Below are 21,888 nucleotides of genomic sequence, written 5' to 3'. Positions count from 1 at the left end.
TAAGAGGGATGACAGATGGATCAATTACTTGAGCGTTTTCTCAGTTATGTGGCAGTAGAAACCCAGGCAAAACCTCAGGCGCGGCAGGTGCCGAGCAGCGAAGGGCAGTGGACGCTGGCGCGTCAGTTACAGGAAGAGCTTATTGCGCTGGGTTTTGTGGACGTCACCTTAAGCGATCATTGCTGTGTGATGGGCACTCTGCCGGCAAACGTCGACTGGCCGACGCCGGTGATCGGTTTTATTTCCCACATGGATACCTCGCCGGATTTCACCGCGAAAAATGTCAATCCGCAGATCATTGAAAACTATCGTGGCGGTGACATCGCGCTGGGCAACGGGGATGAAGTGCTCTCGCCGGTGATGTTCCCGGTGCTGCACAAGCTGACCGGGCATACGCTGATCACCACCGACGGTAAAACGCTGCTGGGCGCTGATGATAAAGCCGGTATCGCTGAGATCATGACGGCAATGGCCGAGCTGGCCAAAGGGGATGTGCCGCACGGCGCCATTCGCGTGGCCTTTACTCCGGATGAAGAGATCGGTCGCGGCACGTCGCACTTCGACGTTGAGGGGTTTGCGGCTGACTGGGCTTATACGGTTGACGGCAGCGATCTCGGCGAGTTTGAGTTCGAGAACTTTAATGCCGCGACGGCGCTGGTCAAAATCACCGGTAACAATGTGCATCCCGGCAGTGCGAAAAACGTGATGGTGAACGCGCTGGACCTGGCGATGCGCTTCCACGCCGAGCTGCCGGCCAAAGAGAAGCCGCAGTTTACCGACGGCTATGAAGGCTTTTTCCACCTGCACACTATTAAGGGATCGGTAGAGCACGCCGAGCTGATGTACCTGATTCGCGATTTTGATGCCGACAGCTACGAACAGCGTAAGCAGCTGCTGCAGGAGATTGGCCGCCGCGTCAGTAAAGGCCTGCAGGCTGAGTGCTCCATCAAGGTGGAGATCAGCGACAGCTATCGCAATATGCGGGAGAAGGTGGAACCGCATCCGCACATCATTGAGCTGGCGCTGCAGGCGATGCGCGACTGCGGTATCGAACCGAACGTGAAGCCGATTCGCGGCGGCACGGACGGATCGGCGCTGTCATGGAAAGGACTGCCGTGTCCGAATCTGTTTACCGGCGGCTACAATTACCACGGTAAACATGAGTTTGCGTCGCTGAATGTGATGGCGAAGTCGGTTGAGGTGATCGTGCGCCTGGCCGCGCTCGCGGCGGAGAAGAAGTAGGGCGGAGAGGGGCTTGCCCTCACCCTAACCCTCTCCCGCCTGCGGGAGAGGGGACCGATCGAGCGGGTATCAGGTTTTGTTTATTGCCTTAATCACTGCTTTACCCATCTTGTCGCAAGGCGAGCACGGTTTTCTCCCTCTCCCGCGGGCGGGAGAGAGGACCGTTCGAGCGAGAATCAGGCTCTTCATTTGCCCATGCCGCCGCCGGCGCTTTACTGCAATCGTCGCACGGTTTTCTCCCTCTCCCGCGGGCGGGAGAGGGCCGGGGTGAGGGAAACGGGCGCAGAGGACCTGATCAACTCAATCAGCAAAAAACCAGTACCCGCTGTTCACCAGTGCCGCCAGCTGAGCCAGCAGCGAAGGGTCATCCAGCGCATCGCCGAAATCTTCCAGCGTCAATACGTGTTTGTGTGCCAGCGCAGCCAGTACCGACGGATGCGCGCACTCAACGCGCTCACCGTTGACGTACACCGCGTCGCCCAGCGTCAGCACGCGCAGGCCGCCGAGGCGCGTCAGCGCATCACCCTGCTGCAGCGCGTCATAAATCTCATCCGGCTGATACGGCGGTTCCGGCGGAGCCACATCCAGCTCGTGACGCGACTGGGAAATAAATTCGCCAAACCACTGGTTAAACTGCTCCGGCTGATTAATCACATCCAGCATCACTTTGCGGATCCCTTCTACTTCCGACGGCAGAATCCGCGATGGGCAGTCACGCGCCGGCACATCCGGATCGCTGAAGCGGTAGCTGCCCAGCTCATGCGCCAGCATGTAATCCGCAAAGCCGCTGATTAGCTCGCGTCCGTTAGGTGCGCGGAAGCCGACTGAATAGTTGAGCGCGTTCTCCAGCGAATAGCCTTCATGCGGGAAACCCGGTGGAATATACAGAATGTCGCCTGGTTCCAGCTCTTCATCGATGATGGCGTCGAACGGTTCAACCTGCAGCAGATCCGGATGTGGGCAGTGCTGTTTCATCGGCACTTTTTCGCCTACGCGCCAGCGACGGCGGCCAGTGCCCTGAATAATAAACACATCGTATTGATCAAAGTGCGGGCCTACGCCGCCGCCCGGCACTGCGAACGAGATCATCAGGTCGTCGATACGCCAGTCGGGCAGAAAGCGGAACGGGCGCATCAGCGCAGCAGAAGGTTCATGCCAGTGGTTCACCGCCTGGACCAGCAGCGACCAGTTGCTTTCACCCAAATGATCGTAGCTTTCAAACGGACCATGGCTGACCTGCCATTTGCCGTTGTTGTGGCTGACGAGGCGGCTGTCCACCTCGTTTTCCATTGCCAGACCGGCCAGCTCATCCGGAGAAATCGGATCAATGAAGTTTTTGAAACCCCGTTTCAGCACCACCGGGCGTTTTTGCCAGTAGCGCTGAATAAAGTCGGGCCAGTTGATGTCGAGCTGATAGTCCATGCGAGGATTCCGGTTAGGGCCATAATTGCTGCCAAGTATAACAGCCCGCGTCCGGTTCTACTCGCGGTGATGTTCAACTTCCTGCCGCTGAAAAATCACCTCCATGCGGGCGCCGCCGAGCGGGCTGGTCGTGGCGATTACCTGACCGGCATACTGCTCGAGAATATCGCGCACTACCGCCAGTCCCAGTCCCTGACCGGGACGCAGCGTATCGGCACGCTGGCCGCGCACAAAGATCAGATCGCGCTTGCTTTCGGGAATGCCGGGGCCATCGTCGTCAATGAACAGATGCAGCGCGTTTTCCGTCTGGCGCGCGCTGACCTCAATAAATTCGAGGCAGTATTTGCAGGCGTTATCCAGCACGTTGCCCAGCACTTCCATAAAGTCATTTTGATCGCCGATAAAGGTCAGCTCCGGCGAAATATCCAGCGTGATCTCAACGCCCTTGCGCTGATACACCTTATTGAGCGCGGAACACAGGCTATCCAGCAGGGCCGAGACCGAATGCAGATCGCGCTGTAGCGGGTTGTGATCCGCCTGCATGCTGGCGCGATGCAGGTAATAGCCAATCTGCTGCGAGATGCGGCTGATCTGCTCGAGCATGACCGGCTCAGCCTGTTCGATGGTCAGCTCTTTGCCACCGCGCAGCGAGCGCAGCGTACTTTGCAGCACCGCCAGCGGCGTTTTCAGGCTGTGCGTCAAATCCGACAGCGTGGTGCGATAGCGCGTGTAGCGCTGCCGTTCGTTGGTGAGCAACAGATTGAGATTGCGCACCAGGCTGCGCAGCTCCTGCGGCGGGTTGTCGTCGAGATTTTCCCGGTGACCGGTTTCCAGCTCGCGCACCTGCGAAGTCAGGTGGCCAATCGGACGCAGGCTCCAGTGTGCCGCCAGCCACAGCAGCGGAATCACCAGCAGCAGATTGGCCGCCAGCACATAGCTAAACCACGACCACACCACGTCTGAGTGCTGCAGCTCCTGCGGGATCGAGTCCACCACCACAATGGTCAGCGCCGGGAGATTGGTGGTCGCGTCGTAGCGGTTGACCGCCACCGAGTGGGTGAAGGTGTCGTTGCTGTCACTGTCCAGCGCGTGCAGCCGCTGCTGTGCCTGCGGATTGTTACCCATCGCCGCCATACTGGTGCGATTGCTGGTATCGATCTCGTAAAAGTCTGGCTTCATCAGCCAGTCGCGGCGAATGTTTTTGCGGATTTCCGGCACGTCGCGCTGCTGCCACAGCAGCTTACCGCGCTCGTCATAGATGAACACCAGCGTCGGGAAATTGAGCGTCATGCGTTCCGGCTGGGCGATGGTGAGCTTGTTGTCTTTCCACTGCGCGAGGGTAAAGAACAGATTGCTCTCGCCGCGCATCACGCGATAGGTATTTTTATCAAAGCTGACGACGTAGCCAATAACCGCCACCATGCCATACGACAGCGACAAAAACAGCACGATCGCCGCCGTCGCCAGCAGGAAACGCGCGCGTAAGGAGAAAGGGCGCTGACGGCGGAGCAGCTTCATAAATCAGAGATCAAAGCGGTATCCCTGGCCACGTACGGTGTTGATCACTTCGGTCGGGTGCAGCGCGAGAATTTTTTTGCGCAGCCGGCCCATCAGTACATCAATGGTGTGGCTTTCGCGCAGTTCCGCATCGGGATACAGCTGCAGCATCAGCGAGTCTTTGCTGACCACTTTACCGGCATTGCGGATCAGTGTTTCAACAATGGTGTACTCAAACGCGGTCAGCTTGACCGGCGCGTCATTCACCGTAAGCTCGCGGCGCGACAGGTCAACCTGGAACGGCGGCATGGAGATAATTTGCGAGGCGTGCCCGCTGTTGCGGCGCATCAGCGCCTGTAAGCGGGCGGCGACCTCTTCAATGTGGAATGGCTTGGTCACGTAGTCATCGGCACCGGCTTCCAGCGCTTCAACTTTCGCCTGCCAGCCTTCGCGCGCGGTCAGCACCAGAATTGGCTGACGAATGGCATCGCCACGCCAGCGGCGAATCAGCGACATGCCGTCTTCGTCGGGCAGGCCGAGATCGACCAGCGCGATATCGGGAATGTGTTCCTGCAGGAAATAGTCGGCTTCTTTGGCGTCTTCGGCGGCATCCACCTGATGACCCATGTCACGTAACTGGACTGCGAGGTGATGGCGCAGCAGGGCATTATCTTCCACAACCAGAACACGCATAGAATTTCCTTACCTTCAACTCAGTGATGATGGCGAAAAGTATACGCTACGCCAGCTAAACCGCAGATTAACACTCCGCTGTGATGCACTGGCAGGGGAACCTCAGCCACCACGTGACGTGCGTGACTGAGGTAACACCAACTTGCCATAGCCTGAGTTTTCAGAGCAAGGAATTACTTCAGGTCGTCAACCATCTGAATCGCGCGGCCGAGGTAGTTGGCTGGCGTCATCTGCTTCAGGCGCACTTTCTCTGCTTCCGGCAGCTCGAGGCTGTCGATAAATGCCTGCATACCGGCCGCGTCAACGCGCTTGCCGCGCGTCAGCTCTTTCAGCTTCTCGTACGGCTTTTCAATGCCGTAGCGGCGCATCACGGTCTGGATCGGCTCAGCCAGGACTTCCCAGTTGTGATCCAGCTCGCCCAGCAGGCGATCGCGGTTCACTTCCAGCTTGGAGATACCTTTCAGCGTGGCCTGATAGGCGATCAAGGCATAGCCGACGCCGACGCCGAGGTTACGCAGCACGGTAGAATCGGTCAGATCGCGCTGCCAGCGTGATACCGGCAGTTTGCTGGCCAGGTGCTGCATCACCGCATTGGCCAGCCCCAGATTCCCTTCGGAGTTTTCGAAGTCGATAGGGTTAACCTTGTGCGGCATGGTTGAAGAGCCAATTTCGCCAGCAATGGTTTTCTGTTTGAAATGGTTCAGGGCGATGTAACCCCAGATGTCGCGGTCAAAATCAATCAGGATGGTATTGAAGCGCGCGATGCAGTCAAACAGCTCGGCGATGTAGTCATGCGGCTCGATCTGCGTGGTGTACGGGTTCCAGCTGATACCCAGCGAGGTCACAAACTGCTCGCTCAGCTGATGCCAGTCCACTTCCGGATACGCGGCGATGTGCGCATTGTAGTTGCCCACCGCGCCGTTGATTTTGCCCAGCACTTCCACCTTGCTCAGCTGACGCAGCTGGCGTTCCATGCGGTAGGCCACGTTGGCCATCTCTTTGCCCATGGTGGACGGCGTTGCCGGCTGACCGTGGGTGCGCGACAGCAGCGGAATGTCGCGATACTCCTGCGCCAGGCCCTTCACGGCGATAATGATCTGGTTCCAGAACGGCACGATCACGTCGCGGCGTGCGGTTTCCAGCATCAGCGCGTGTGACAGGTTATTGATATCTTCGGAGGTGCAGGCGAAATGGATAAACTCAGACACCGCGTGCAGCGCCGGCACGTTGGCTACTTTCTCTTTCAGAAAGTATTCGACGGCTTTCACGTCATGGTTGGTGGTGCGTTCAATGGTTTTGATGCGCGCCGCATCTTCTTCGCTGAAACCGGCGACAATTGCATCAAGGAAAGCGTTTGCGTCGGCATCAAATGCAGGAACTTCCTTGATCTCTGCGGTCGCGGCCAGTTTTTGTAACCAGCGAACTTCAACCTCAACGCGGAATTTCAGCAAACCGTACTCGCTGAAAATCGCACGCAGCGGGCTGACTTTATCGCCGTAACGACCATCGACAGGTGAGACGGCGGTCAGAGAGGATAATTCCATCAGTGCAACTCCTGAATCGTTAACGATATAGGGCAGGGCGGCGCTTAATACGCCGGACCCAGCCGGGATAAAAGGGTTTTCGCTTCGCGCAGCAGACGCTGGCGCGCAAACATCAGCTGCAGACGACCGCCGCCGACCTGCTGCCACAGCACCGCCGCGCGGATACCGGCCAGCAGCGCAGCGCGAACTTTACTCTGCACCTGCGAATTCTGCAGCACCTGCGGTGAGCCGGTCACCTGAATGCGCGGGCCGAGCGGGCTGATCACATCGACGTAAATGCCGGCCATGGCGCTGGTGATGGTGTCTGATTCCAGTTCGTAATGCGCCAGCTGACGATCAAGCTGGCCGATGCGCTGCGCCAGGGTGTTTAGCGCGGTTTTGTTACCGTGCAGTTTACGCTCCAGCACCATCAGGCTCAGGGTATAACGCGTCAGGTCGGCGCTGGCACCCTGCCGGCTGCCGCTGTTCAGCACCGCCATCAGCGCTTCCAGCCCGGGGCGCAGGTTGGCTTCATCGTTGCCAAACACCGCCAGCGTTGAGCCTGGATTTAAATCCAGCAGGCTGCGCAGCGACACCTGCAGCGCCGCGTTGTTGCAGTGCCCCTGGTGTGCCAGCTGCTGCACCAGATGGGCTGCCTGGCAAACGCCGGCCAGCGCCAGCGTTATCTCATAATAGTTTTTAGCCACGCTTCACTCCTGTAGACGCGTCGGCAGTGCCGACTCAGGCCTCTGTCAGCGGCAGGCGCTGTTCAATAATACCGCCACCAAGGCACACGTCACCGAGGTAAAATACCGCGGACTGGCCCGGAGTGACGGCCGCGACCGGCTCATCGAAACGCACTTCAATGCGATCGTCGCCGTGCGGAATGATCTCGCAGGGAATGTCGCTCTGACGATAGCGGGTTTTCACCGTGCAGCGTAGCGCAGTGGTTACTGGCTGGCGATCGACCCAGTGCAGCTGCTGTGCTATCAGGCCCACCGACATCAGGCGCGGATGATCGCCGCCCTGTGCCACAATCAGCGTATTGCGCGCGACATCTTTGTCGACCACATACCACGGATCGTCATTGCTCTCTTTGCGTCCGCCGATGCCCAGCCCTTTACGCTGACCCAGGGTGTGATACATCAGCCCCTGGTGTTCACCGACCACTTCACCGTCAACGGTTTCGATGACGCCCGGCTGGGCCGGCAGGTAACGACCGAGGAAGTCGCGGAATTTACGCTCGCCGATAAAGCAAATACCGGTGGAGTCTTTTTTCTTCGCCGTAATCAGATCGAGCTGTTCGGCGATGCGGCGCACCTCAGGCTTCTCCAGTTCGCCGACCGGGAACAGGCTCTGTGCAATCTGCTGGTGGCTGAGCGTGTAGAGGAAATAGCTCTGATCTTTGTTGCCGTCGAGACCGCGCAGCAGCTGACTGGTGCCGTTGACATCGGCACGGCGCACATAGTGGCCGGTGGCAATGTAGTCTGCGCCGAGATCGTCTGCAGCGAATTCGAGAAACGCTTTGAACTTGATCTCTTTGTTACAAAGAATATCCGGGTTTGGCGTGCGTCCGGCCTTATACTCTTCCAGAAAGTGCTCGAACACGTTGTCCCAGTACTCAGCGGCGAAATTGATTTTGTGCAGTTTGATGCCGAGCTTGTCACACACGGCCTGTGCGTCAGCCAGATCGTCAGCAGCGGTGCAATACTCCTCGCCATCGTCTTCCTCCCAGTTCTTCATGAACAGGCCTTCAACCTGATAGCCCTGCTGCTGCAGTAACCAGGCGGAAACGGAAGAATCGACGCCGCCGGACATCCCGACGATCACTTTTTTCTGGCTGTTGTCAGACATGACGCACTCTTGATTACGATAAAAACAGGCGGCGCATTCTATCACGCGGAAGCGTTGTGCGCACCCTCATGAAACGGCCACTGATACGGGGCTATCAGCTGCAGCGGATAGCGGGCCCCCTGCTGCCACAGCCGCACGCTTTCGGCCACCAGCGGCGAACGCAGCGTCTCTGCGCTGAGAATCTGCGCGGGCGACAGCCACCAGCAGCAGTCAATATCGCTGTCGTGTGGCGTGGTGGTCACGGTGGCAGGCAGATCGAGGCCAAACAGAAAACGCACAAAAGGTGTATGGTCCGGGGCGATCCACTGCTGCACGCCGAGAAAATAGTCGGGCTGCGCGCTGATGCCGGTCTCTTCGTACAGCTCACGTTGCGCGGCTTCCAGCAGCGTTTCATCGGCCTCAAGATGGCCGGCCGGCTGATTCCAGGTAACGCGGCCGTCGACGCGCTCTTCCACCACCAGTAATTTGCCCTGCGTGTGCACCATACAGGCGACGGTTACATGAGGTTTAAACATCGTTCCTCCCAAATAGTTAACCTGACGTTATCGAAATGTATAAATTACGTCCGGTCGCTGATGTCGCGCCATTCGCCCGGTGCCAAATCCTGCAGCTGGTACTCACCCATGGCAAAACGGACCAGGCGTAATGTCGGAAAGCCAATGTGCGCCGTCATCCTTCGGACCTGGCGATTGCGCCCTTCATACAGCGTGATTTTCAGCCAGCAGGTGGGGATAGCTTTGCGCTCGCGAATCGGCGGGATGCGCGGCCACAGCCACGCGGGTTCAGGCACCACTTCTGCGCCCGCCGGCAACGTTGGGCCATCGTTGAGGGTGATGCCACTGCGCAGGCGGGATAAATCTGATTCCTGCGGTACGCCTTCCACCTGAACGTAATAGATTTTGCCGGTGCGCTTGCCCGGCTGCGTCAGCTGCGCCTGCAGTGCGCCATCGTTGGTCAGAATCATCAACCCTTCGCTGTCGCGGTCGAGACGGCCTGCGGCATACACCTCGCTCACCGGCACAAAATCTTTCAGCGTGCGGCGGCCAGCCTCATCGCTGAACTGCGGCAGAACATCGAAAGGTTTGTTAAAGAGTATGACGCGACGCGGACCTTTTGGCCGCGTGTCACGCCGCGCGGGCTGGCGCGCCGGGGCAGCAGGGCGCTTATGCTGGTGAATTCGTTGAGAAGTTTTTCGCATGGGCTTTGCAGTTGGTAACAATCGGCGCATTATAGCGCGAAACTGCGGTGATTGGCGTGGCGGAAATATTCAAGTAGTATTGACGCGCATCTTACAAATCATTAACAAAAAATCGCTCGAAGGAGAGGTTAATGGAAAGCAAAGTAGTTGTTCCGGCGGAAGGTCAAAAAATCACCCTGGATCAGGGCAAACTGAATGTCCCGAATAACCCGATCATCCCCTACATTGAAGGTGACGGTATTGGGGTTGACGTTTCCCCGGTGATGCTGAAAGTGGTTGATGCCGCTGTGAAGAAAGCCTACAACGGCGAGCGAAAAATTTCCTGGATGGAAATTTACACCGGCGAAAAATCCGTCGAACTCTATGGCCAGGATGTCTGGCTGCCGCAGGAAACCCTCGATTTAATCAAAGAGTACCGCGTGGCCATTAAAGGCCCACTGACTACCCCGGTAGGTGGCGGTATTCGTTCCCTGAACGTGGCACTGCGCCAGGAACTGGACCTGTACGTGTGTCTGCGTCCGGTACGTTACTACAAAGGTACGCCAAGCCCGGTTAAACGTCCTGAAGATACCGACATGGTGATCTTCCGCGAAAACTCCGAAGATATCTATGCCGGTATCGAGTGGAAAGCCGGTACGCCGGAAGCGGACAAAGTGATCAAATTCCTGCGTGAAGAGATGGGCGTGAAGAAAATTCGCTTCCCGCAGCAGTGTGGTATTGGCGTGAAGCCGTGTTCAGAAGAGGGCACGAAACGTCTGGTGCGTGCCGCGGTTGAATACACCATCACCAATGACCGTGATTCCCTGACGCTGGTGCACAAAGGCAACATCATGAAGTTCACCGAAGGCTCTTTCAAAGACTGGGGCTACCAGCTGGTGAAAGAAGAGTTCGGCGGCGAGCTGATCGATGGCGGTCCGTGGATGAAGTTCAAAAACCCGAACACCGGTAAAGAGATCATCGTTAAAGATGTGATCGCCGACGCCTTCCTGCAGCAGATCCTGCTGCGTCCAGCCGAGTATGACGTTATCGCCTGTATGAACCTGAACGGTGACTACATTTCTGATGCCCTGGCGGCACAGGTAGGCGGCATTGGTATCGCACCGGGCGCCAACATCGGTGACGAGTGCGCACTGTTCGAAGCTACCCATGGTACTGCACCGAAGTATGCGGGCCAGGATAAAGTGAACCCAGGTTCCGTGATCCTGTCTGCAGAAATGATGCTGCGTCACCTGGAGTGGTTCGAAGCGGCTGACCTGATTGTTAAAGGCATGGAAGGCGCAATCGCTGCCAAAACCGTGACCTACGACTTTGAGCGTCTGATGGACGGCGCTAAGCTGCTGAAATGTTCTGAGTTTGGTGACGCGATCATCGCGAACATGTAATTTGCCCTGAGCAAATGCAACATGAAAGGGAGCCGCAGGGCTCCCTTTTTTTATGCTGGCAGCGGGAAGGACTTCTGTCACCGCCGGTTTGCCATGCATGACGACCGTGCGATGCGTGGCTTTATTCCGCCGGAGGCTGTAACTGACCGATCTGGCTATCGCGCGCCTGCGACAAACGCCAGAAATCATTGCCGGCCGGATGCTGGTAAATCCGCAGCGAAAACTGACCGACGATGGCGTAGATGAATTCAAATATCGCCGACTGGGAATTCTCGTAATCAACCCACAGCACCGAGGAGGTAAAGCAATAAACCTCTACCGGCAATCCCTCCGGTGAGGGTTTCATCGCGCGCACCACGATATACATATCTTTTTTAATATCGTCGCGCTGCGCCAGCCAGGCGGTGAGATAGTGACGGAACACCGTGAGGTTGGTGATGCCGTTTTCGGCAAACCAGCGGTCACCGACCACGCTGCTATCGCGGCCATCCATCAGGATTGAAAGCTGCTCACTGACGCCGCGAATCTGGCTCATCTGCTGCACCATTTGCTGATCGAGAAAGCGAATCGAGGTCTGGTCGAGATGAAAGCTGCGCATGATACGCCGCGCGCCGGAGGAGAACATCGCCTGCCAGTTGGTGTAGGTTTCGGTCAGGAAATTTTTGGTCGGGATCCGCGACAGCGTATTGTCCCAGTTGCGGATGGTAATGGTATGCAGAGCGATATCAATCACTTCACCGCTGATGCCGTTATCCGGCATTTCAATCCAGTCGCCGAGCTGCAGCACATCGTTCGATGACACCTGAATATTGGCCACCAGCGACAGCAGGGTGTGCTGAAACACTAACATCAATACCGCCGCGACCGCACCCAGACTGGAGATGATAATCACCGGCGATTTGTTCGACATGATAGCCAGAATCATGATGGCGGAAATGATGTGCACCAGGATCTTACCGATCTGGATATAGCCTTTTATCGAGTGGTTCTTACGCTTCGACTTACGCGAATAGGAGTTATTAACGATCTCCAGCACTTCGTTAAAGAACAGCGACAGATATACAAAAAACAGAATGCCGCAGATGGTTTTCACCGCGATCAGCAGATGCTCGGGCAGGTCCGGCATAAACTGCAGCAGGTAATAGACGGTGATCACCGGAATAAAATTCGACAGCTTTTCTGAGAGCCGGACGTCTTTATCCAGCGGCACCTGGTTTTTATGCGTGCTAAAGAACACGCGGCGCACCACTTTTACCACGAAGAACTTGCAGATCAGATGGGTGACCATGCCGGCAACCAGTAACAGCAGCAGGCTGAAGGTGGCGGAGAGCACCGTGTTGCCTTCAATAAACGTTTGTATGTCGCGTAAGTAATTCATTTTAACCACATGCCGGCCGGTTGAGGCGGGAATTCAAACATAAAGCGGCCACGGACGATAAGCGACGCGTGCGCAATAGTGTTGCTACGAGACCAGCGCTTTGCGTGCCGCCTCGGCAAGAAAATGGCTGCGGCTGCTGTAGCGCGCGTTATTACTGACCATCTTATCGATCTTCTCAATCAGCAGATGCGGCATAGTGATATTGATGCGCTCGGATTTGCCCAGATAGCGGGTGACATCAATATCAACGTAGATCCACACGCCGGGCTGGCTAAATTCCTGCTGCCAGTGCTGCGCCGGCTCCGGAATCAACAAGCCTTTCTCCGCCATCAGTTCAAAGTGGGCATGCAGCGCAGATTGCGCATCCTGCAGCGTTTGCTCGGGCGTATCACCGGCAAAATAACAGCCGGTGACATCCGGGAAATAACCACTGGCCGAGCCGTCAGCGTCAATCTCTACCAAAGCGGGAAACAGCATCATGTCACCTCTGAGCAAGCGGAATAAAACCAGCATGGATCAATCCAGCCTGGCGTCTTTCAGAATCTGCATCAGCGTGCCTGTCTTCATATCCTTCTGCGGATGCGGCACGGTGATCAGATGAGCAAAATCCGGATGTGAGAACTGATGATGACTGCCGCGTATGCGCTCCAGCTTCCAGCCATTCTTTTGCAGCAGTTTAATCAGCGTCGCGCTCTTCATCGGACTTCCTGTAGGTGAAATTATACACACAATACACACTGATGCAAGGCGGTCTCTGCCATCACATCGGCGGGTCATGGCCAAACTAACCGGGACGGCCATGACAGGCACCCGTTGATGCTGCGTTCTGCGTGCTGTTTTCCACGGCTTTTTCCCGCTGCGATAGTGGTTTGCGTAAAACTTTGAAACAGTTAACATCCCGGCACTGGCGCGCGTGCCATTTGCGGGCTGAACCGCTATCTTCAGCCTTCATCAATCCGGAGGTGCTATGCAAGGTGTGATCAAGTTTGTAAAAGGCTGGCTGATTTTTTCCCTGCTGTGGGGCATTTTCATGTGGTTTGTATCCTGGCAGGCACAGGGCAAAACGCCGGGCATGATGATTGTCATGAGCCTGTATGCCGGTTTGATTTATCAGGCATTAATGACCATGGTGGCGCGTTATAAAGCGCGGCGCGCACAGGCCTGATTATTCACAACTGCCGACATAGCTTTGCGTCGCGCTGACGCTAATTTGCATGCCATCCGGCAAGCTGAGCGCTCACTAATCAGCGTGTAAGGCGGGCAGGATGGGAAGAACGTTACTGACGGGATGGTTTTTTTTGCTGCTATCACTGGCGGCCAGTGCACAATTACCGATGGGGCCTGTGGTGATAGCGGGGCAGCATGGGCGCCACCTTGCCGGGCACAGCAGTACGGCAGATGTCGCCGAGACGCCGGATGAACATATTCAGGAACGACGGGACGGCGTGCCGCAGCGGCATTGAGTATCGGGGCCGCACGGGCCCCGATCGCCGGGGATTATTTACGGCCCAGCAGGAAACCGACAATCACGCCGATGCTGGCGGCAACGGCCAGTCCGGTCGCCGGGTTGTCGCGTACCGATCTCACCACGCAGTCTGCTGCATCCTGCACCGCATAACTGGCCTGCGCCGGATAGCGTCGCGCGGCACCGCGTGCCTGATGACGGCGTGAACCGGTGAACTCGCCAAATTTTTCCTGTACGGCACCCGCCGCTTCATTCAATTTTGCTTCCGCTTTATCGGTCATATTGACTCCCTGAGAGTGGTGAATGTCTCTTTCAGCGTAGACAGAGAAGTGCAGACCAGCAACCTGGTGGCTTTTCAGGATGTAACAGTGGTTTGCAGGAATCGGCATTGCTGTCCATACCTGGTAAGGACCACGTTAAGCTGCACGAACCTCACGCAGCGCCCACTGAACGGAGGAGAAATGAAACGCGATATCCTGAATGAAGACGATTACGATGAAGTTTGCCGGGTGATTGGCGATGCGGTGATTGTCCTTTCTGAGTGCGGTCATGAAACCAGACGGGAGGAGATTGCCCGTTTGCTGCAGCGTACGCGCCACGATCGCGCCCACGACGAACGCGATGAACAGCGTATGCTGGAGCACGCGATTCGTCTGGTACGGCCTTGAGCGCAGGGCGTCACGCGGACGCCCTCACTGCTGGCCGCGATACGCCGGGTACCAGCTCACCAGGAAGTGGCGCAGATGATCAAAACACCATTCGGCATCGTCCGCCTGCTGGCAGTAATAGCGAATGGTGACCTTCTCATAGCGACGATGGCGCTGCTGCAGCGGCGACCAGTTCCAGTCCAGCACCGCGCGCGCATAGTTGACCAGCGCGTCGCGCGGCATGCTGTGCTGCTGCTCCTGGCGGCGCAGATACATCTCAAAGAACTGATCGAGACTCTGTGTCTCTTCGCTGCTACAGTCCAGCGTGGGGCGGAACGCCACATCGAGAAAGCCGCACACGCCGTCTGCGCGCTGCTGCCAGTCACAGGCCAGCGTCATAAACAGGCCATCCTGCAGATTGACCTCTTCCAGCAGACGACGCAAATTTTCAGAATGTTTACCGGCGGCGATCTCATCAATGCGATCGGTTTCCAGCGTCAGGTCAAAACCGCACGGGTTGACCGAGCCATCCGCGTCTCGGGTGGCCGGAAAGGGGAAATCGATATAACCGTTATTGTCCAGACTCTTTTCCATAATGCAGGTCCGCAGCATGACAAACGCTGACAATAAACCATCTGCGCGCGCCACGCACGGCTTATGGACACGTCCAGGTAATCATGGTGTTACGCGCCGGGTTGATCAGGCGGAACTGCTGGTCGCTGAGCCGCTGTGCATAAAAGCCTTCCGGCGTCACGGCAGAAGGGACATAGCGGAAACGGTCGGTGGAGTGCAGTGCGCCGCTGCTCAGCGTTACGCCATCGCGCGCCACCGAAAACGAATTCACTAAATCGAAAATGCGCCCTTCGGTGTGGCCCAGCGACTGACCATAGAGCGTTGCGACCTCGCCGGGGCAATCGACGCCTTTCGGCGTGGAGCTGCAGCCAGCCAGCAGGATAAGTGTGAGTAGAAAACTGAGTCTTAACATGGTCCTGTTCCTGGTGCATTCCCTGATTTATGCTGGCCTGACGATGCGCGCCACTGATCCGATCATAGCATGTCTGACGCCACTGCCCATTTGCCATTTGTTTAATCGTTAAGCGGTAAGCATGTAAAGGGGTGACTTTGCTAGCAGATAAACGTTATTCTTGCCAGCGTTGCGCACCAGGTAAGCAAAACAAGGGTAAATCCATGAGAGAAGAAGAAGCCAGTTTAATGATTCTTCAGCACGCGATTGATAAGTTAGACGCCGACAAAAAACAGCAGGTGATGAACTGCGTGACGGCGATCCATGAAGTTATGCAGCGTTTCGATCCAGACGATGCCGGACTGGCGCTGATGCTGGTGGCCGCGCAGGTCGCGGCAGAGTAGCTCCATCCCATCCCGGTCTTAACCATTTATTTCACCCACCAGCCAGCGGTGAATCACCCGCACCATATATTGCTGCTGCTCTGCCGTTAACGGCTGATGCGCAGCAATGCCATGCCATTTTGCCAGACAGCCGCGGCAGCAGGTTGCCGTGGCGTGCTGGGCGATAAACACCGGATGGCCGCGCATTGGCGTCTGTTTGCCATCATTCTTTGGTTCGGCTGCGGCCAGTCTTTGCTGGATAAAATCGGCCGCGTGTTGATCGATCACCGCCGGGCCTTTCTCAATACAGTACTGTCGCTCTTTCGCGCCTAAATGGAAGCGGCGGCGAAACGGCGATTGCGCCAGCCGCGCGAATAATGCCTGTTCATCTCGCATAACATCCTCCTGACGCGATCTTAGCGCATTTTACTTAACTCGTTACAAAGATATCCCGATCGCATAAAACCTCACAAAATCAGTGATGTGGAGGCGTTCTTCCTGCCCGCACTGGCTGACCCGCGGTCGCAGATTACCGCACCGGCGGCGGTTGTATGTTACCCTCTGGCCAATTAAATTCCTGTAAAATCATGATCTAACCTCAGTGGAGAACCCCCCATGAAGGCGATAACCCTTGCCGCGCTCCTGATGGCCTGCCAGATTGCCCCCGCGTGGAGCGAAAGCGAATTCCAGATCACCTGCCCGGGCCGCCCCACCATGACGGTATCGCGTGCCGCTTACGGGCTAAGCACGCTGATGTGGCCAACCCGGCATTTCCAGATTGCCGCCGGGCAGCAGCGCACGCATCTGCAGGACGGCGATAAGGTCGCCATTACCCGTTTCCGCAATGGCGATCAGTTGATCGTGAATAAAAACAGCGGCGAAACCTTTTTCGTCTACGCCGACAGCGATAAGCTGTTGCCCTGCAACCGTACGGAAAAACGCGATGCTGATATTCTGTCGCTGGAGCGCTACGACGACCGCCAGCACCCCTCTTCATAATGCCGCCACAAGGAGCCGACCATGCAATTAAGCGTTACGGATAGCGTCACGCATCAGGATCTGGATGAAATGCGCCTCGGCCTGAACGCCTTCAACAGCCGCTTTATTGACATCAATGAGATGAAAGCCATCGGTGTGTTCATCAAAGACGGCGCCGGGAAAAAGCTAGCGGGGCTGACGGGTTCAACCTATGGCAACTGGTTACGCATTGATATGCTGTGGGTCAGCGATGGGTTACGCGGGCAGGGCGCCGGCAGCCAGCTGATTCAGGCTGCCGAACAGGAAGCCCGCGCACGCGGCTGCCGTTACGCGCAGGTGGATACCGCCAGCTTTCAGGCGCGGCCGTTTTATGAAAAGCTTGGCTATACGCTACGTTTTAGCCTTGATCACTACCCGCGCGAACATCAGCGTCACTATCTGAGCAAGACGCTGTAATCACAGCAGTGGCTGCTGGCGCAGGTCCAGCGGCGACTGTTCCGCTTCATCAATCGCGGCCAGCCAGCTCTGTAAATCGACCTTCGCCCAGGAGAGATGCCCGCGCGTGGTGCTCATCAGCACCACATCCGGACGCAGCGAGCGGTACAGCTCCAGCGACTGCTGCAGCTCCGCAGGATTACTGTCCGGCACCAGCACGCTAATCCAGCGATGGTAATCCCGCGTCAGGGTGTCGCCGACAAACAGGTAGGTCTGGCCGAGCGGTGAGTGATACAGGTAGCTGCAGCTGCCCGGCGTGTGGCCCGGCGTGGGCAGCAGGTGAAAGTCGCCAAAGTGCACGTCCTGATGCGTGAAGGTTTCGTCCGGCTCAATCACCAGGCTCACCGGGCCGAGCGATCGGCTGTGGCAATACAGCGCACTATTGAAGCGCTGCTGAATGGCCCGCGCGCCCGGCGCGGCTTCGTGCCAGTGGGTAAAATAGTGGCGAATCACGCCGCCCGCGTCCGCGAGCACTTCATGATCCAGCAGCTGCTCAACGCGGCCAATCAACAGGTTGCCGCGCGGATGGCGCAGCATAAACCCGTGCATCATTAAATCATTTGCCGTCTCTTCGGCGGGAAATTCCGGCGTGGAGATCCACAAGTCTTCGTACAGCGGCTTCAATAGCGGTCTCCTGCGGCAACACGTCAGCGCAACGTCGGATGGCCGGTAAAGGCTAACCGCGCGGCGCCCTGGTCAATCTCAAGCGTGGCGCTGGCGCCGAGCGGCAGCGTCACGGTATCGGCATCATGGCCAAACGGCAGATCGCTGATTACCGCAATCTGGTACTCATCACGCAACCGCTGCCACACCGTGGCGAAATCAAAGCCGTTGTCGTAATCGGACAGGGCGGTGCTGGTGAAGCTGCCGGTGACAATGGCTCGCTGTCGCGCCAGAATACCGCTCTGCTGCAGCTGAATCAGCATACGCTCAATGCGGAACGGATGCTCATTCACATCCTCGATCACCAGAATGCCGTCTTCAATCTGCGGCAGCCACGGCGTGCCAATCAGGGAGCAGATCATCGCCAGATTGCCGCCCCACAGCGTGCCCTGCCAGCGGCCGCGATCCGGACTGGCGCTGTGCCACGCCAGATTGACTGTAGGAGATGTTAGCGCCTGCCAAAAGTGGCTGACGGTAAATTCAGATAAAGCCTCCGCGCCAAAATTGCCGGCCAGCATCGGTCCGCTGAAGGTGATCAGCCCGGTTTGCGCCAGCAGTGCCAGCTGAATAGCGGTGAAATCACTGTGGCCGCACAGCGCGACAGGCTGATTAAGCAGGCGACGCTGCAGCGCCACATAGTCGAGGTGATCGAGCAGGCGTGAGGCACCATAGCCGCCGCGCACCGCCAGTACGATATCCGGCAGCGACGCCAGCGACGCCAGCGCATTCACATCCTGCAGGCGCTGCGCGTCATCACCGGCAAAACGCTGCCAGCGGCGCGTAATGGCTTCCGGGTTTTGCAACTGATGTCCTTCCGCCTGCAGGCGCTCCACCGCGCGCCGGGCGGCGTCCTGATTGTGGCAATAACCGGAAGGGGCGATGAGGCGTATTGAACGAGGGGCGAGCATAACTTCCATCCTGCTGTCTGTTGGCCTGCCGATGATGACGAAATGCGTTACCGAAGTCACGGTAGCACAAGGTTTTTTACGTATTTAGGATAAACGGTAATTTTACCTTTTACCGTCATGGTTATGATAGCTTGCGCCAATCTTATAGCGGAACCAAAAATCAGTGAAAATTCGACTACTTATGCTGTCTGCTTTGCTGCTGGCTGGCTGTGCCAGCGAGCCGGAAAAACCGGTGACGCCGGAGAGAAATACGCCATTAACCCAGGCGCCGCCGTCGAAAGTGAATGATGCATGGTCACTGTTTACCGAAGATGCCGCCAGTCATTATGGCGTTGATGAAAAGCTGATCAGCGCCATTATTAGTGTCGAATCCGGGGGCAACCCAACCGTGGTAAGCCGTTCTAATGCGGTCGGGCTGATGCAGATCAAAGCCGCCACCGCCGGACGCGAGGTGTATCGCGCACAGGGACGCCACGGCCAGCCGAGTAACTCCGAGCTGCGCGACCCGGCGAAAAATATTGATATCGGCGCGGCCTATATCCGGATTCTGCAGGATTCCGCGCTGGCGGGCATTCGCGATCCGCTGACGCTGCGCTATGCCACCATTGTTTCCTATGCCAACGGCGCCGGCGCGCTGCTGCGCACCTTCTCGCGCGACCGCGATCGCGCCATTGCAATGATCAACGCCATGACGCCGGATGAGTTCTACCAGCACGTGCAGAACAAGCATCCGGCCGCCCAGGCGCCGCGCTACCTGTGGAAAGTCACCACCGCCTATCGCACCATCGGCTAATGCCGCTGGGGGGACTCAGTGCTGTGCGCGCTCTGCCGCAGCCTCATTTGAGGCATCGCTGAGGTTAATGCGCGGCAGCACGCCGCCGGTGAACTCCACGCGGCGCATCGGGAAGGCGAAACGAATCTGTTTCTGCTCCAGCTGCGCCATCAGTTGCAGGTTAATCTCCTGCTGAATGTCCATGTATTTGTTGTAATCGGCGCTCAGCACGAAATAGACCACCTCAAACGTCAGCTGCGATTCGTCAAACGACAGGAAATGGGCGCGATCAAAACGCGTGTCCGGCACGCCTTCAATGATGCGTTGCACCATGCCGCCAATCTGCCGCACTTTCTCCGCCGGCGTGCCGTAATTAATCCCGAACTTAAACACGATGCGCCGCTGCTGCATGCGTTTGTAGTTGTGGATGGTTTGCTGCAGCAGAATAGTGTTGGAGCAGACAATCTGTTCGCCGCCGAGACTGCGCAGCCGGGTGGTTTTCAGGCCAATGTGCTCAATGGAGCCAGCGATGTCGCCGAACACAATAAAGTCGCCGTGCTCAAAGGGCTTATCGAAGCCAATCGCCAGCGAAGCGAACACATCGCTCAGCACCGTCTGAATCGCCAGCGCGATGGCGATACCGCCGACGCCAAGGCTGGCCACCAGCGCGGTGATATTGATCCCCATATTGGAGAGGATCGCCAGCAGCATCATCACCCACACCACGACGCGCAGCAGAATGCCGAGGATCACCGTGGTGACCGGATTGCGCACGTGCAGCGGATCGCGCAGCAACGAGTGCAGCCACAGGCGAATGCCGCCGTCGATCCACAGCGTGAGCTGCAGAATCAGCGCCAGGAACCAGCCGTGGGCGATGGCGACGCTCCAGCTGTCCGGCAGATCGACAAATTTCAGCGTGATCAGCAGCGAGAAGATCAGCAGCAGCAGCTGACTGGTGCTGCGCAGAATCTCCACCAGAATGCCGGTGAAACGCACGTGGCGCTGTTCGCTATAGTGGGCGATACGGTTAGAGACAAAGCGGATGACGGTGCGCAGCAGCCAGTAAACAATCAGCGTGCCGAACACGATGATGGCGCTATTAATCCAGAAGTTTTGATTGAGAAAGATAAGTTGTAAACGATGGGCAGAAAGCCAGTTTTCCATTGGGGAGAATCTCCTTGCTGGGAGCCGGTGAAAAGAATGTGCAAGGAGAAAGCATAGACTACGCTGGCGTCGCGCGGGACGCCGGCGGTTTACTGGAAGCGATTGGCCTTGTCGCGCGCCAGCCGTTCCAACGCAAAAATCACCTGCTGCAGCTGACGCTCCTGCACTGGTTCGATGGCGGTAAAACGGAAGCTGAGTCGCGGCGTGATGCGGGTTTCGTTCTTGCTGGTCACGGTGCTGCGCTCGCCGATGTGCAGCAGCTGTGCGGTCACTTCGAACTGGCCATATTCGCCCAACTCAACGCGCAGCTTTTTGAAGGTATCGCCACGGTTAAGACCTTCCGGCAGCGCCTCATCCAGCAACACGCCGACGCCGCCGAGCGACAGATCCTGCAGGCGAAAGCGCGCGGTGCTGCCGTCCGGCCACTGGCTGTGGCAGTAGAATACTGGTTCGAGCGGCGCGTTGACGCGAAAGAATTCCCGGCGCTGAATCTGCCACACCAGGTCGGGCAGCGCGGCGGCAAAGGCGGGCAGGCCGTCATAATCGATGCGGGTTAATCCCTGCAGCCCAAACTCCACTTTGGCACCGTGGGTTTCGGCCGCAATATTCACTTCGCCGCCCTGCAGTGCCAAATCATTGTCCAGCGCGTTGCTGCCGAGATCAAAAATCACCCGATCTTCATCCGCGGCCAGCAGCCGGCTGATGAACTGACCACGGGAGAAATTGACCATCAGCAGGGTTTGATAACGCAACAAATCCTTCATCACGTTCAACACCGCCAGCGTACCGCGCTTGAGATATTGTTCTTTATCGGCGTCTTTCACGTCCTGCTCCACCTGTCCGATTGCTATTTTACGAGTGCCACTGCTCTTCGTCGGTTATCGACCGGGGCGGTAAAAGCTTTAGCCGGCGTGAACGAATTCATCATGATGTTGATGTAGCAGAGAAAAAATTCCCGGCTATACTTAGCGCGATGAACACCTTGATTCATAACGTAAGGAGCAGCAAATGGGTATTCTTTCATGGATTATTTTTGGTCTGATTGCCGGGATTATCGCTAAATGGATCATGCCAGGTAAAGATGGCGGCGGATTTATTTTGACCGTAGTACTCGGGATTGTCGGTGCGGTGGTGGGCGGCTGGATCAGTACCCTGTTCGGCTTTGGCCGGGTCGACGGCTTCAACTTTGGCAGCTTCGTGGTCGCGGTGATCGGTGCCATTGTGGTGCTGTGGATCTACCGTAAAGTCCGCAGCTGACGC

Annotated in this window: 29 protein-coding genes; 10 read left to right on the top strand and 19 right to left on the bottom strand. The window is 57.2% G+C overall.

The features are described from left to right. The first annotated feature begins 15 nt into the window (after positions 1-15). A complete protein-coding gene (gene pepT, locus C1Y43_RS02400) occupies positions 16-1,242 on the top strand; it encodes a peptidase T (RefSeq protein WP_021506380.1) in 1,227 nt (408 codons plus the stop codon). 300 nt (positions 1,243-1,542) lie between these two features. On the opposite strand, the gene C1Y43_RS02395 is transcribed toward pepT, so the two are convergent. From C1Y43_RS02395 to rluE, 8 genes are all read right to left on the bottom strand, one after another. Continuing rightward, positions 1,543-2,664: a cupin domain-containing protein gene (locus tag C1Y43_RS02395; RefSeq protein WP_104186862.1), complete on the bottom strand. Its 1,122-nt coding sequence runs from the start codon at positions 2,662-2,664 to the stop codon at positions 1,543-1,545. Positions 2,665-2,721: 57 nt separating this feature from the next. After that, positions 2,722-4,182, bottom strand: coding sequence for a two-component system sensor histidine kinase PhoQ (phoQ, locus tag C1Y43_RS02390; protein WP_021506378.1), 1,461 nt, complete (start codon positions 4,180-4,182; stop codon positions 2,722-2,724). A 3-nt stretch (positions 4,183-4,185) separates the two neighbouring features. Next, positions 4,186-4,854 carry a two-component system response regulator PhoP gene (gene phoP, locus C1Y43_RS02385; RefSeq protein WP_010617222.1) on the bottom strand — a complete coding sequence of 223 codons (669 nt, stop codon included), beginning with the start codon at positions 4,852-4,854 and terminating at the stop codon, positions 4,186-4,188. A 173-nt stretch (positions 4,855-5,027) separates the two neighbouring features. Then, positions 5,028-6,398 (bottom strand): adenylosuccinate lyase, encoded by a 1,371-nt coding sequence (purB, locus tag C1Y43_RS02380; RefSeq protein WP_104186860.1) that lies wholly within the window; start codon positions 6,396-6,398, stop codon positions 5,028-5,030. A gap of 44 nt (positions 6,399-6,442) precedes the next feature. Then, positions 6,443-7,084: a high frequency lysogenization protein HflD gene (gene hflD, locus C1Y43_RS02375; RefSeq protein ID WP_021506376.1), complete on the bottom strand. Its 642-nt coding sequence runs from the start codon at positions 7,082-7,084 to the stop codon at positions 6,443-6,445. 34 nt (positions 7,085-7,118) lie between these two features. Then, positions 7,119-8,231: a tRNA 2-thiouridine(34) synthase MnmA gene (gene mnmA, locus C1Y43_RS02370; RefSeq protein WP_104186858.1), complete on the bottom strand. Its 1,113-nt coding sequence runs from the start codon at positions 8,229-8,231 to the stop codon at positions 7,119-7,121. 41 nt (positions 8,232-8,272) lie between these two features. Continuing rightward, positions 8,273-8,746, bottom strand: coding sequence for an NUDIX domain-containing protein (locus C1Y43_RS02365; protein ID WP_104186857.1), 474 nt, complete (start codon positions 8,744-8,746; stop codon positions 8,273-8,275). Between the two features lie 44 nt (positions 8,747-8,790). Beyond that, positions 8,791-9,429: a 23S rRNA pseudouridine(2457) synthase RluE gene (rluE, locus tag C1Y43_RS02360; protein ID WP_211077180.1), complete on the bottom strand. Its 639-nt coding sequence runs from the start codon at positions 9,427-9,429 to the stop codon at positions 8,791-8,793. Between the two features lie 131 nt (positions 9,430-9,560). Between rluE and icd the strand changes: the two genes are divergently transcribed. Further along, positions 9,561-10,811, top strand: a complete 1,251-nt coding sequence (gene icd, locus C1Y43_RS02355; protein ID WP_010617214.1) for an NADP-dependent isocitrate dehydrogenase — start codon at positions 9,561-9,563, stop codon at positions 10,809-10,811. Between the two features lie 121 nt (positions 10,812-10,932). Here the strand turns inward: icd and C1Y43_RS02350 are convergent, their stop codons facing one another. The 3 genes from C1Y43_RS02350 to C1Y43_RS02340 all read right to left on the bottom strand — a co-directional run bounded on the left by C1Y43_RS02350 (position 10,933) and on the right by C1Y43_RS02340 (position 12,888). Further along, complete coding sequence (locus C1Y43_RS02350; RefSeq protein ID WP_021506372.1) at positions 10,933-12,189, bottom strand: mechanosensitive ion channel family protein; 1,257 nt, start codon at positions 12,187-12,189, stop codon at positions 10,933-10,935. Between the two features lie 84 nt (positions 12,190-12,273). Further along, a complete protein-coding gene (locus C1Y43_RS02345) occupies positions 12,274-12,666 on the bottom strand; it encodes a type II toxin-antitoxin system HicB family antitoxin (RefSeq protein ID WP_022548759.1) in 393 nt (130 codons plus the stop codon). 39 nt (positions 12,667-12,705) lie between these two features. Next, entirely contained in the window at positions 12,706-12,888 is a 183-nt protein-coding gene (locus C1Y43_RS02340) for a type II toxin-antitoxin system HicA family toxin (RefSeq protein WP_058757609.1), read from the bottom strand. Positions 12,889-13,156: 268 nt separating this feature from the next. Here C1Y43_RS02340 and C1Y43_RS02335 point away from each other — a divergent pair, with 268 nt between their 5' ends. Next, positions 13,157-13,354 (top strand): DUF6404 family protein, encoded by a 198-nt coding sequence (locus C1Y43_RS02335; protein ID WP_021506369.1) that lies wholly within the window; start codon positions 13,157-13,159, stop codon positions 13,352-13,354. A 100-nt stretch (positions 13,355-13,454) separates the two neighbouring features. Continuing rightward, positions 13,455-13,652, top strand: coding sequence for a hypothetical protein (locus C1Y43_RS23570; RefSeq protein ID WP_146068638.1), 198 nt, complete (start codon positions 13,455-13,457; stop codon positions 13,650-13,652). 34 nt (positions 13,653-13,686) lie between these two features. Here C1Y43_RS23570 and C1Y43_RS02330 read toward each other — a convergent pair whose 3' ends face one another. Next, positions 13,687-13,935 carry a DUF883 family protein gene (locus tag C1Y43_RS02330; RefSeq protein WP_021506368.1) on the bottom strand — a complete coding sequence of 83 codons (249 nt, stop codon included), beginning with the start codon at positions 13,933-13,935 and terminating at the stop codon, positions 13,687-13,689. 180 nt (positions 13,936-14,115) lie between these two features. On the opposite strand from C1Y43_RS02330, the gene C1Y43_RS02325 reads away from it, so the two are divergent. Beyond that, entirely contained in the window at positions 14,116-14,322 is a 207-nt protein-coding gene (locus C1Y43_RS02325; RefSeq protein WP_021506367.1) for a DUF2767 family protein, read from the top strand. Positions 14,323-14,346: 24 nt separating this feature from the next. Here C1Y43_RS02325 and C1Y43_RS02320 read toward each other — a convergent pair whose 3' ends face one another. Both C1Y43_RS02320 and C1Y43_RS02315 read right to left on the bottom strand, forming a co-directional pair. After that, positions 14,347-14,895, bottom strand: coding sequence for a hypothetical protein (locus C1Y43_RS02320; protein ID WP_104187134.1), 549 nt, complete (start codon positions 14,893-14,895; stop codon positions 14,347-14,349). Positions 14,896-14,956: 61 nt separating this feature from the next. Further along, entirely contained in the window at positions 14,957-15,286 is a 330-nt protein-coding gene (locus C1Y43_RS02315) for a hypothetical protein (RefSeq protein WP_104186853.1), read from the bottom strand. A 203-nt stretch (positions 15,287-15,489) separates the two neighbouring features. Between C1Y43_RS02315 and C1Y43_RS02310 the strand changes: the two genes are divergently transcribed. Next, positions 15,490-15,669, top strand: coding sequence for a hypothetical protein (locus C1Y43_RS02310; protein WP_031279245.1), 180 nt, complete (start codon positions 15,490-15,492; stop codon positions 15,667-15,669). A gap of 18 nt (positions 15,670-15,687) precedes the next feature. Here C1Y43_RS02310 and C1Y43_RS02305 read toward each other — a convergent pair whose 3' ends face one another. Beyond that, a complete protein-coding gene (locus tag C1Y43_RS02305; protein WP_010617204.1) occupies positions 15,688-16,044 on the bottom strand; it encodes a DUF4186 domain-containing protein in 357 nt (118 codons plus the stop codon). Between the two features lie 219 nt (positions 16,045-16,263). On the opposite strand from C1Y43_RS02305, the gene C1Y43_RS02300 reads away from it, so the two are divergent. Both C1Y43_RS02300 and C1Y43_RS02295 read left to right on the top strand, forming a co-directional pair. Continuing rightward, the gene (locus C1Y43_RS02300) at positions 16,264-16,647 is read left to right on the top strand and encodes a hypothetical protein (protein ID WP_058780734.1); all 384 of its coding nucleotides are present in this window, start codon (positions 16,264-16,266) and stop codon (positions 16,645-16,647) included. 21 nt (positions 16,648-16,668) lie between these two features. After that, positions 16,669-17,082 (top strand): GNAT family N-acetyltransferase, encoded by a 414-nt coding sequence (locus C1Y43_RS02295; protein WP_058757613.1) that lies wholly within the window; start codon positions 16,669-16,671, stop codon positions 17,080-17,082. On the opposite strand, the gene C1Y43_RS02290 is transcribed toward C1Y43_RS02295, so the two are convergent. Both C1Y43_RS02290 and ldcA read right to left on the bottom strand, forming a co-directional pair. Then, on the bottom strand, positions 17,083-17,745 hold the full coding sequence (locus C1Y43_RS02290; protein WP_021506360.1) for an MBL fold metallo-hydrolase: 663 nt from the start codon (positions 17,743-17,745) through the stop codon (positions 17,083-17,085). It abuts the gene before it with no gap. A gap of 23 nt (positions 17,746-17,768) precedes the next feature. Then, on the bottom strand, positions 17,769-18,692 hold the full coding sequence (gene ldcA / locus C1Y43_RS02285; RefSeq protein WP_058776494.1) for a muramoyltetrapeptide carboxypeptidase: 924 nt from the start codon (positions 18,690-18,692) through the stop codon (positions 17,769-17,771). A gap of 163 nt (positions 18,693-18,855) precedes the next feature. On the opposite strand from ldcA, the gene emtA reads away from it, so the two are divergent. Next, positions 18,856-19,485 (top strand): membrane-bound lytic murein transglycosylase EmtA, encoded by a 630-nt coding sequence (gene emtA / locus C1Y43_RS02280; RefSeq protein WP_072208615.1) that lies wholly within the window; start codon positions 18,856-18,858, stop codon positions 19,483-19,485. 15 nt (positions 19,486-19,500) lie between these two features. On the opposite strand, the gene C1Y43_RS02275 is transcribed toward emtA, so the two are convergent. Further along, positions 19,501-20,628 carry a mechanosensitive ion channel family protein gene (locus C1Y43_RS02275; RefSeq protein ID WP_088517699.1) on the bottom strand — a complete coding sequence of 376 codons (1,128 nt, stop codon included), beginning with the start codon at positions 20,626-20,628 and terminating at the stop codon, positions 19,501-19,503. A gap of 89 nt (positions 20,629-20,717) precedes the next feature. Beyond that, a complete protein-coding gene (locus tag C1Y43_RS02270) occupies positions 20,718-21,452 on the bottom strand; it encodes a flagellar brake protein (RefSeq protein WP_058757616.1) in 735 nt (244 codons plus the stop codon). Between the two features lie 184 nt (positions 21,453-21,636). Here C1Y43_RS02270 and C1Y43_RS02265 point away from each other — a divergent pair, with 184 nt between their 5' ends. Next, positions 21,637-21,885, top strand: coding sequence for a GlsB/YeaQ/YmgE family stress response membrane protein (locus C1Y43_RS02265; RefSeq protein WP_021506355.1), 249 nt, complete (start codon positions 21,637-21,639; stop codon positions 21,883-21,885). Positions 21,886-21,888 lie beyond the last annotated feature (3 nt).

This window comes from Pantoea sp. ICBG 828, from assembly GCF_002928355.1.
In the GTDB taxonomy this organism is placed as follows: Bacteria; Pseudomonadota; Gammaproteobacteria; order Enterobacterales; family Enterobacteriaceae; genus Pantoea; species Pantoea dispersa.
The sequence above is the reverse complement of the archived record's forward strand: the minus strand, read 5'-3'. Positions and strand labels throughout refer to the sequence as shown.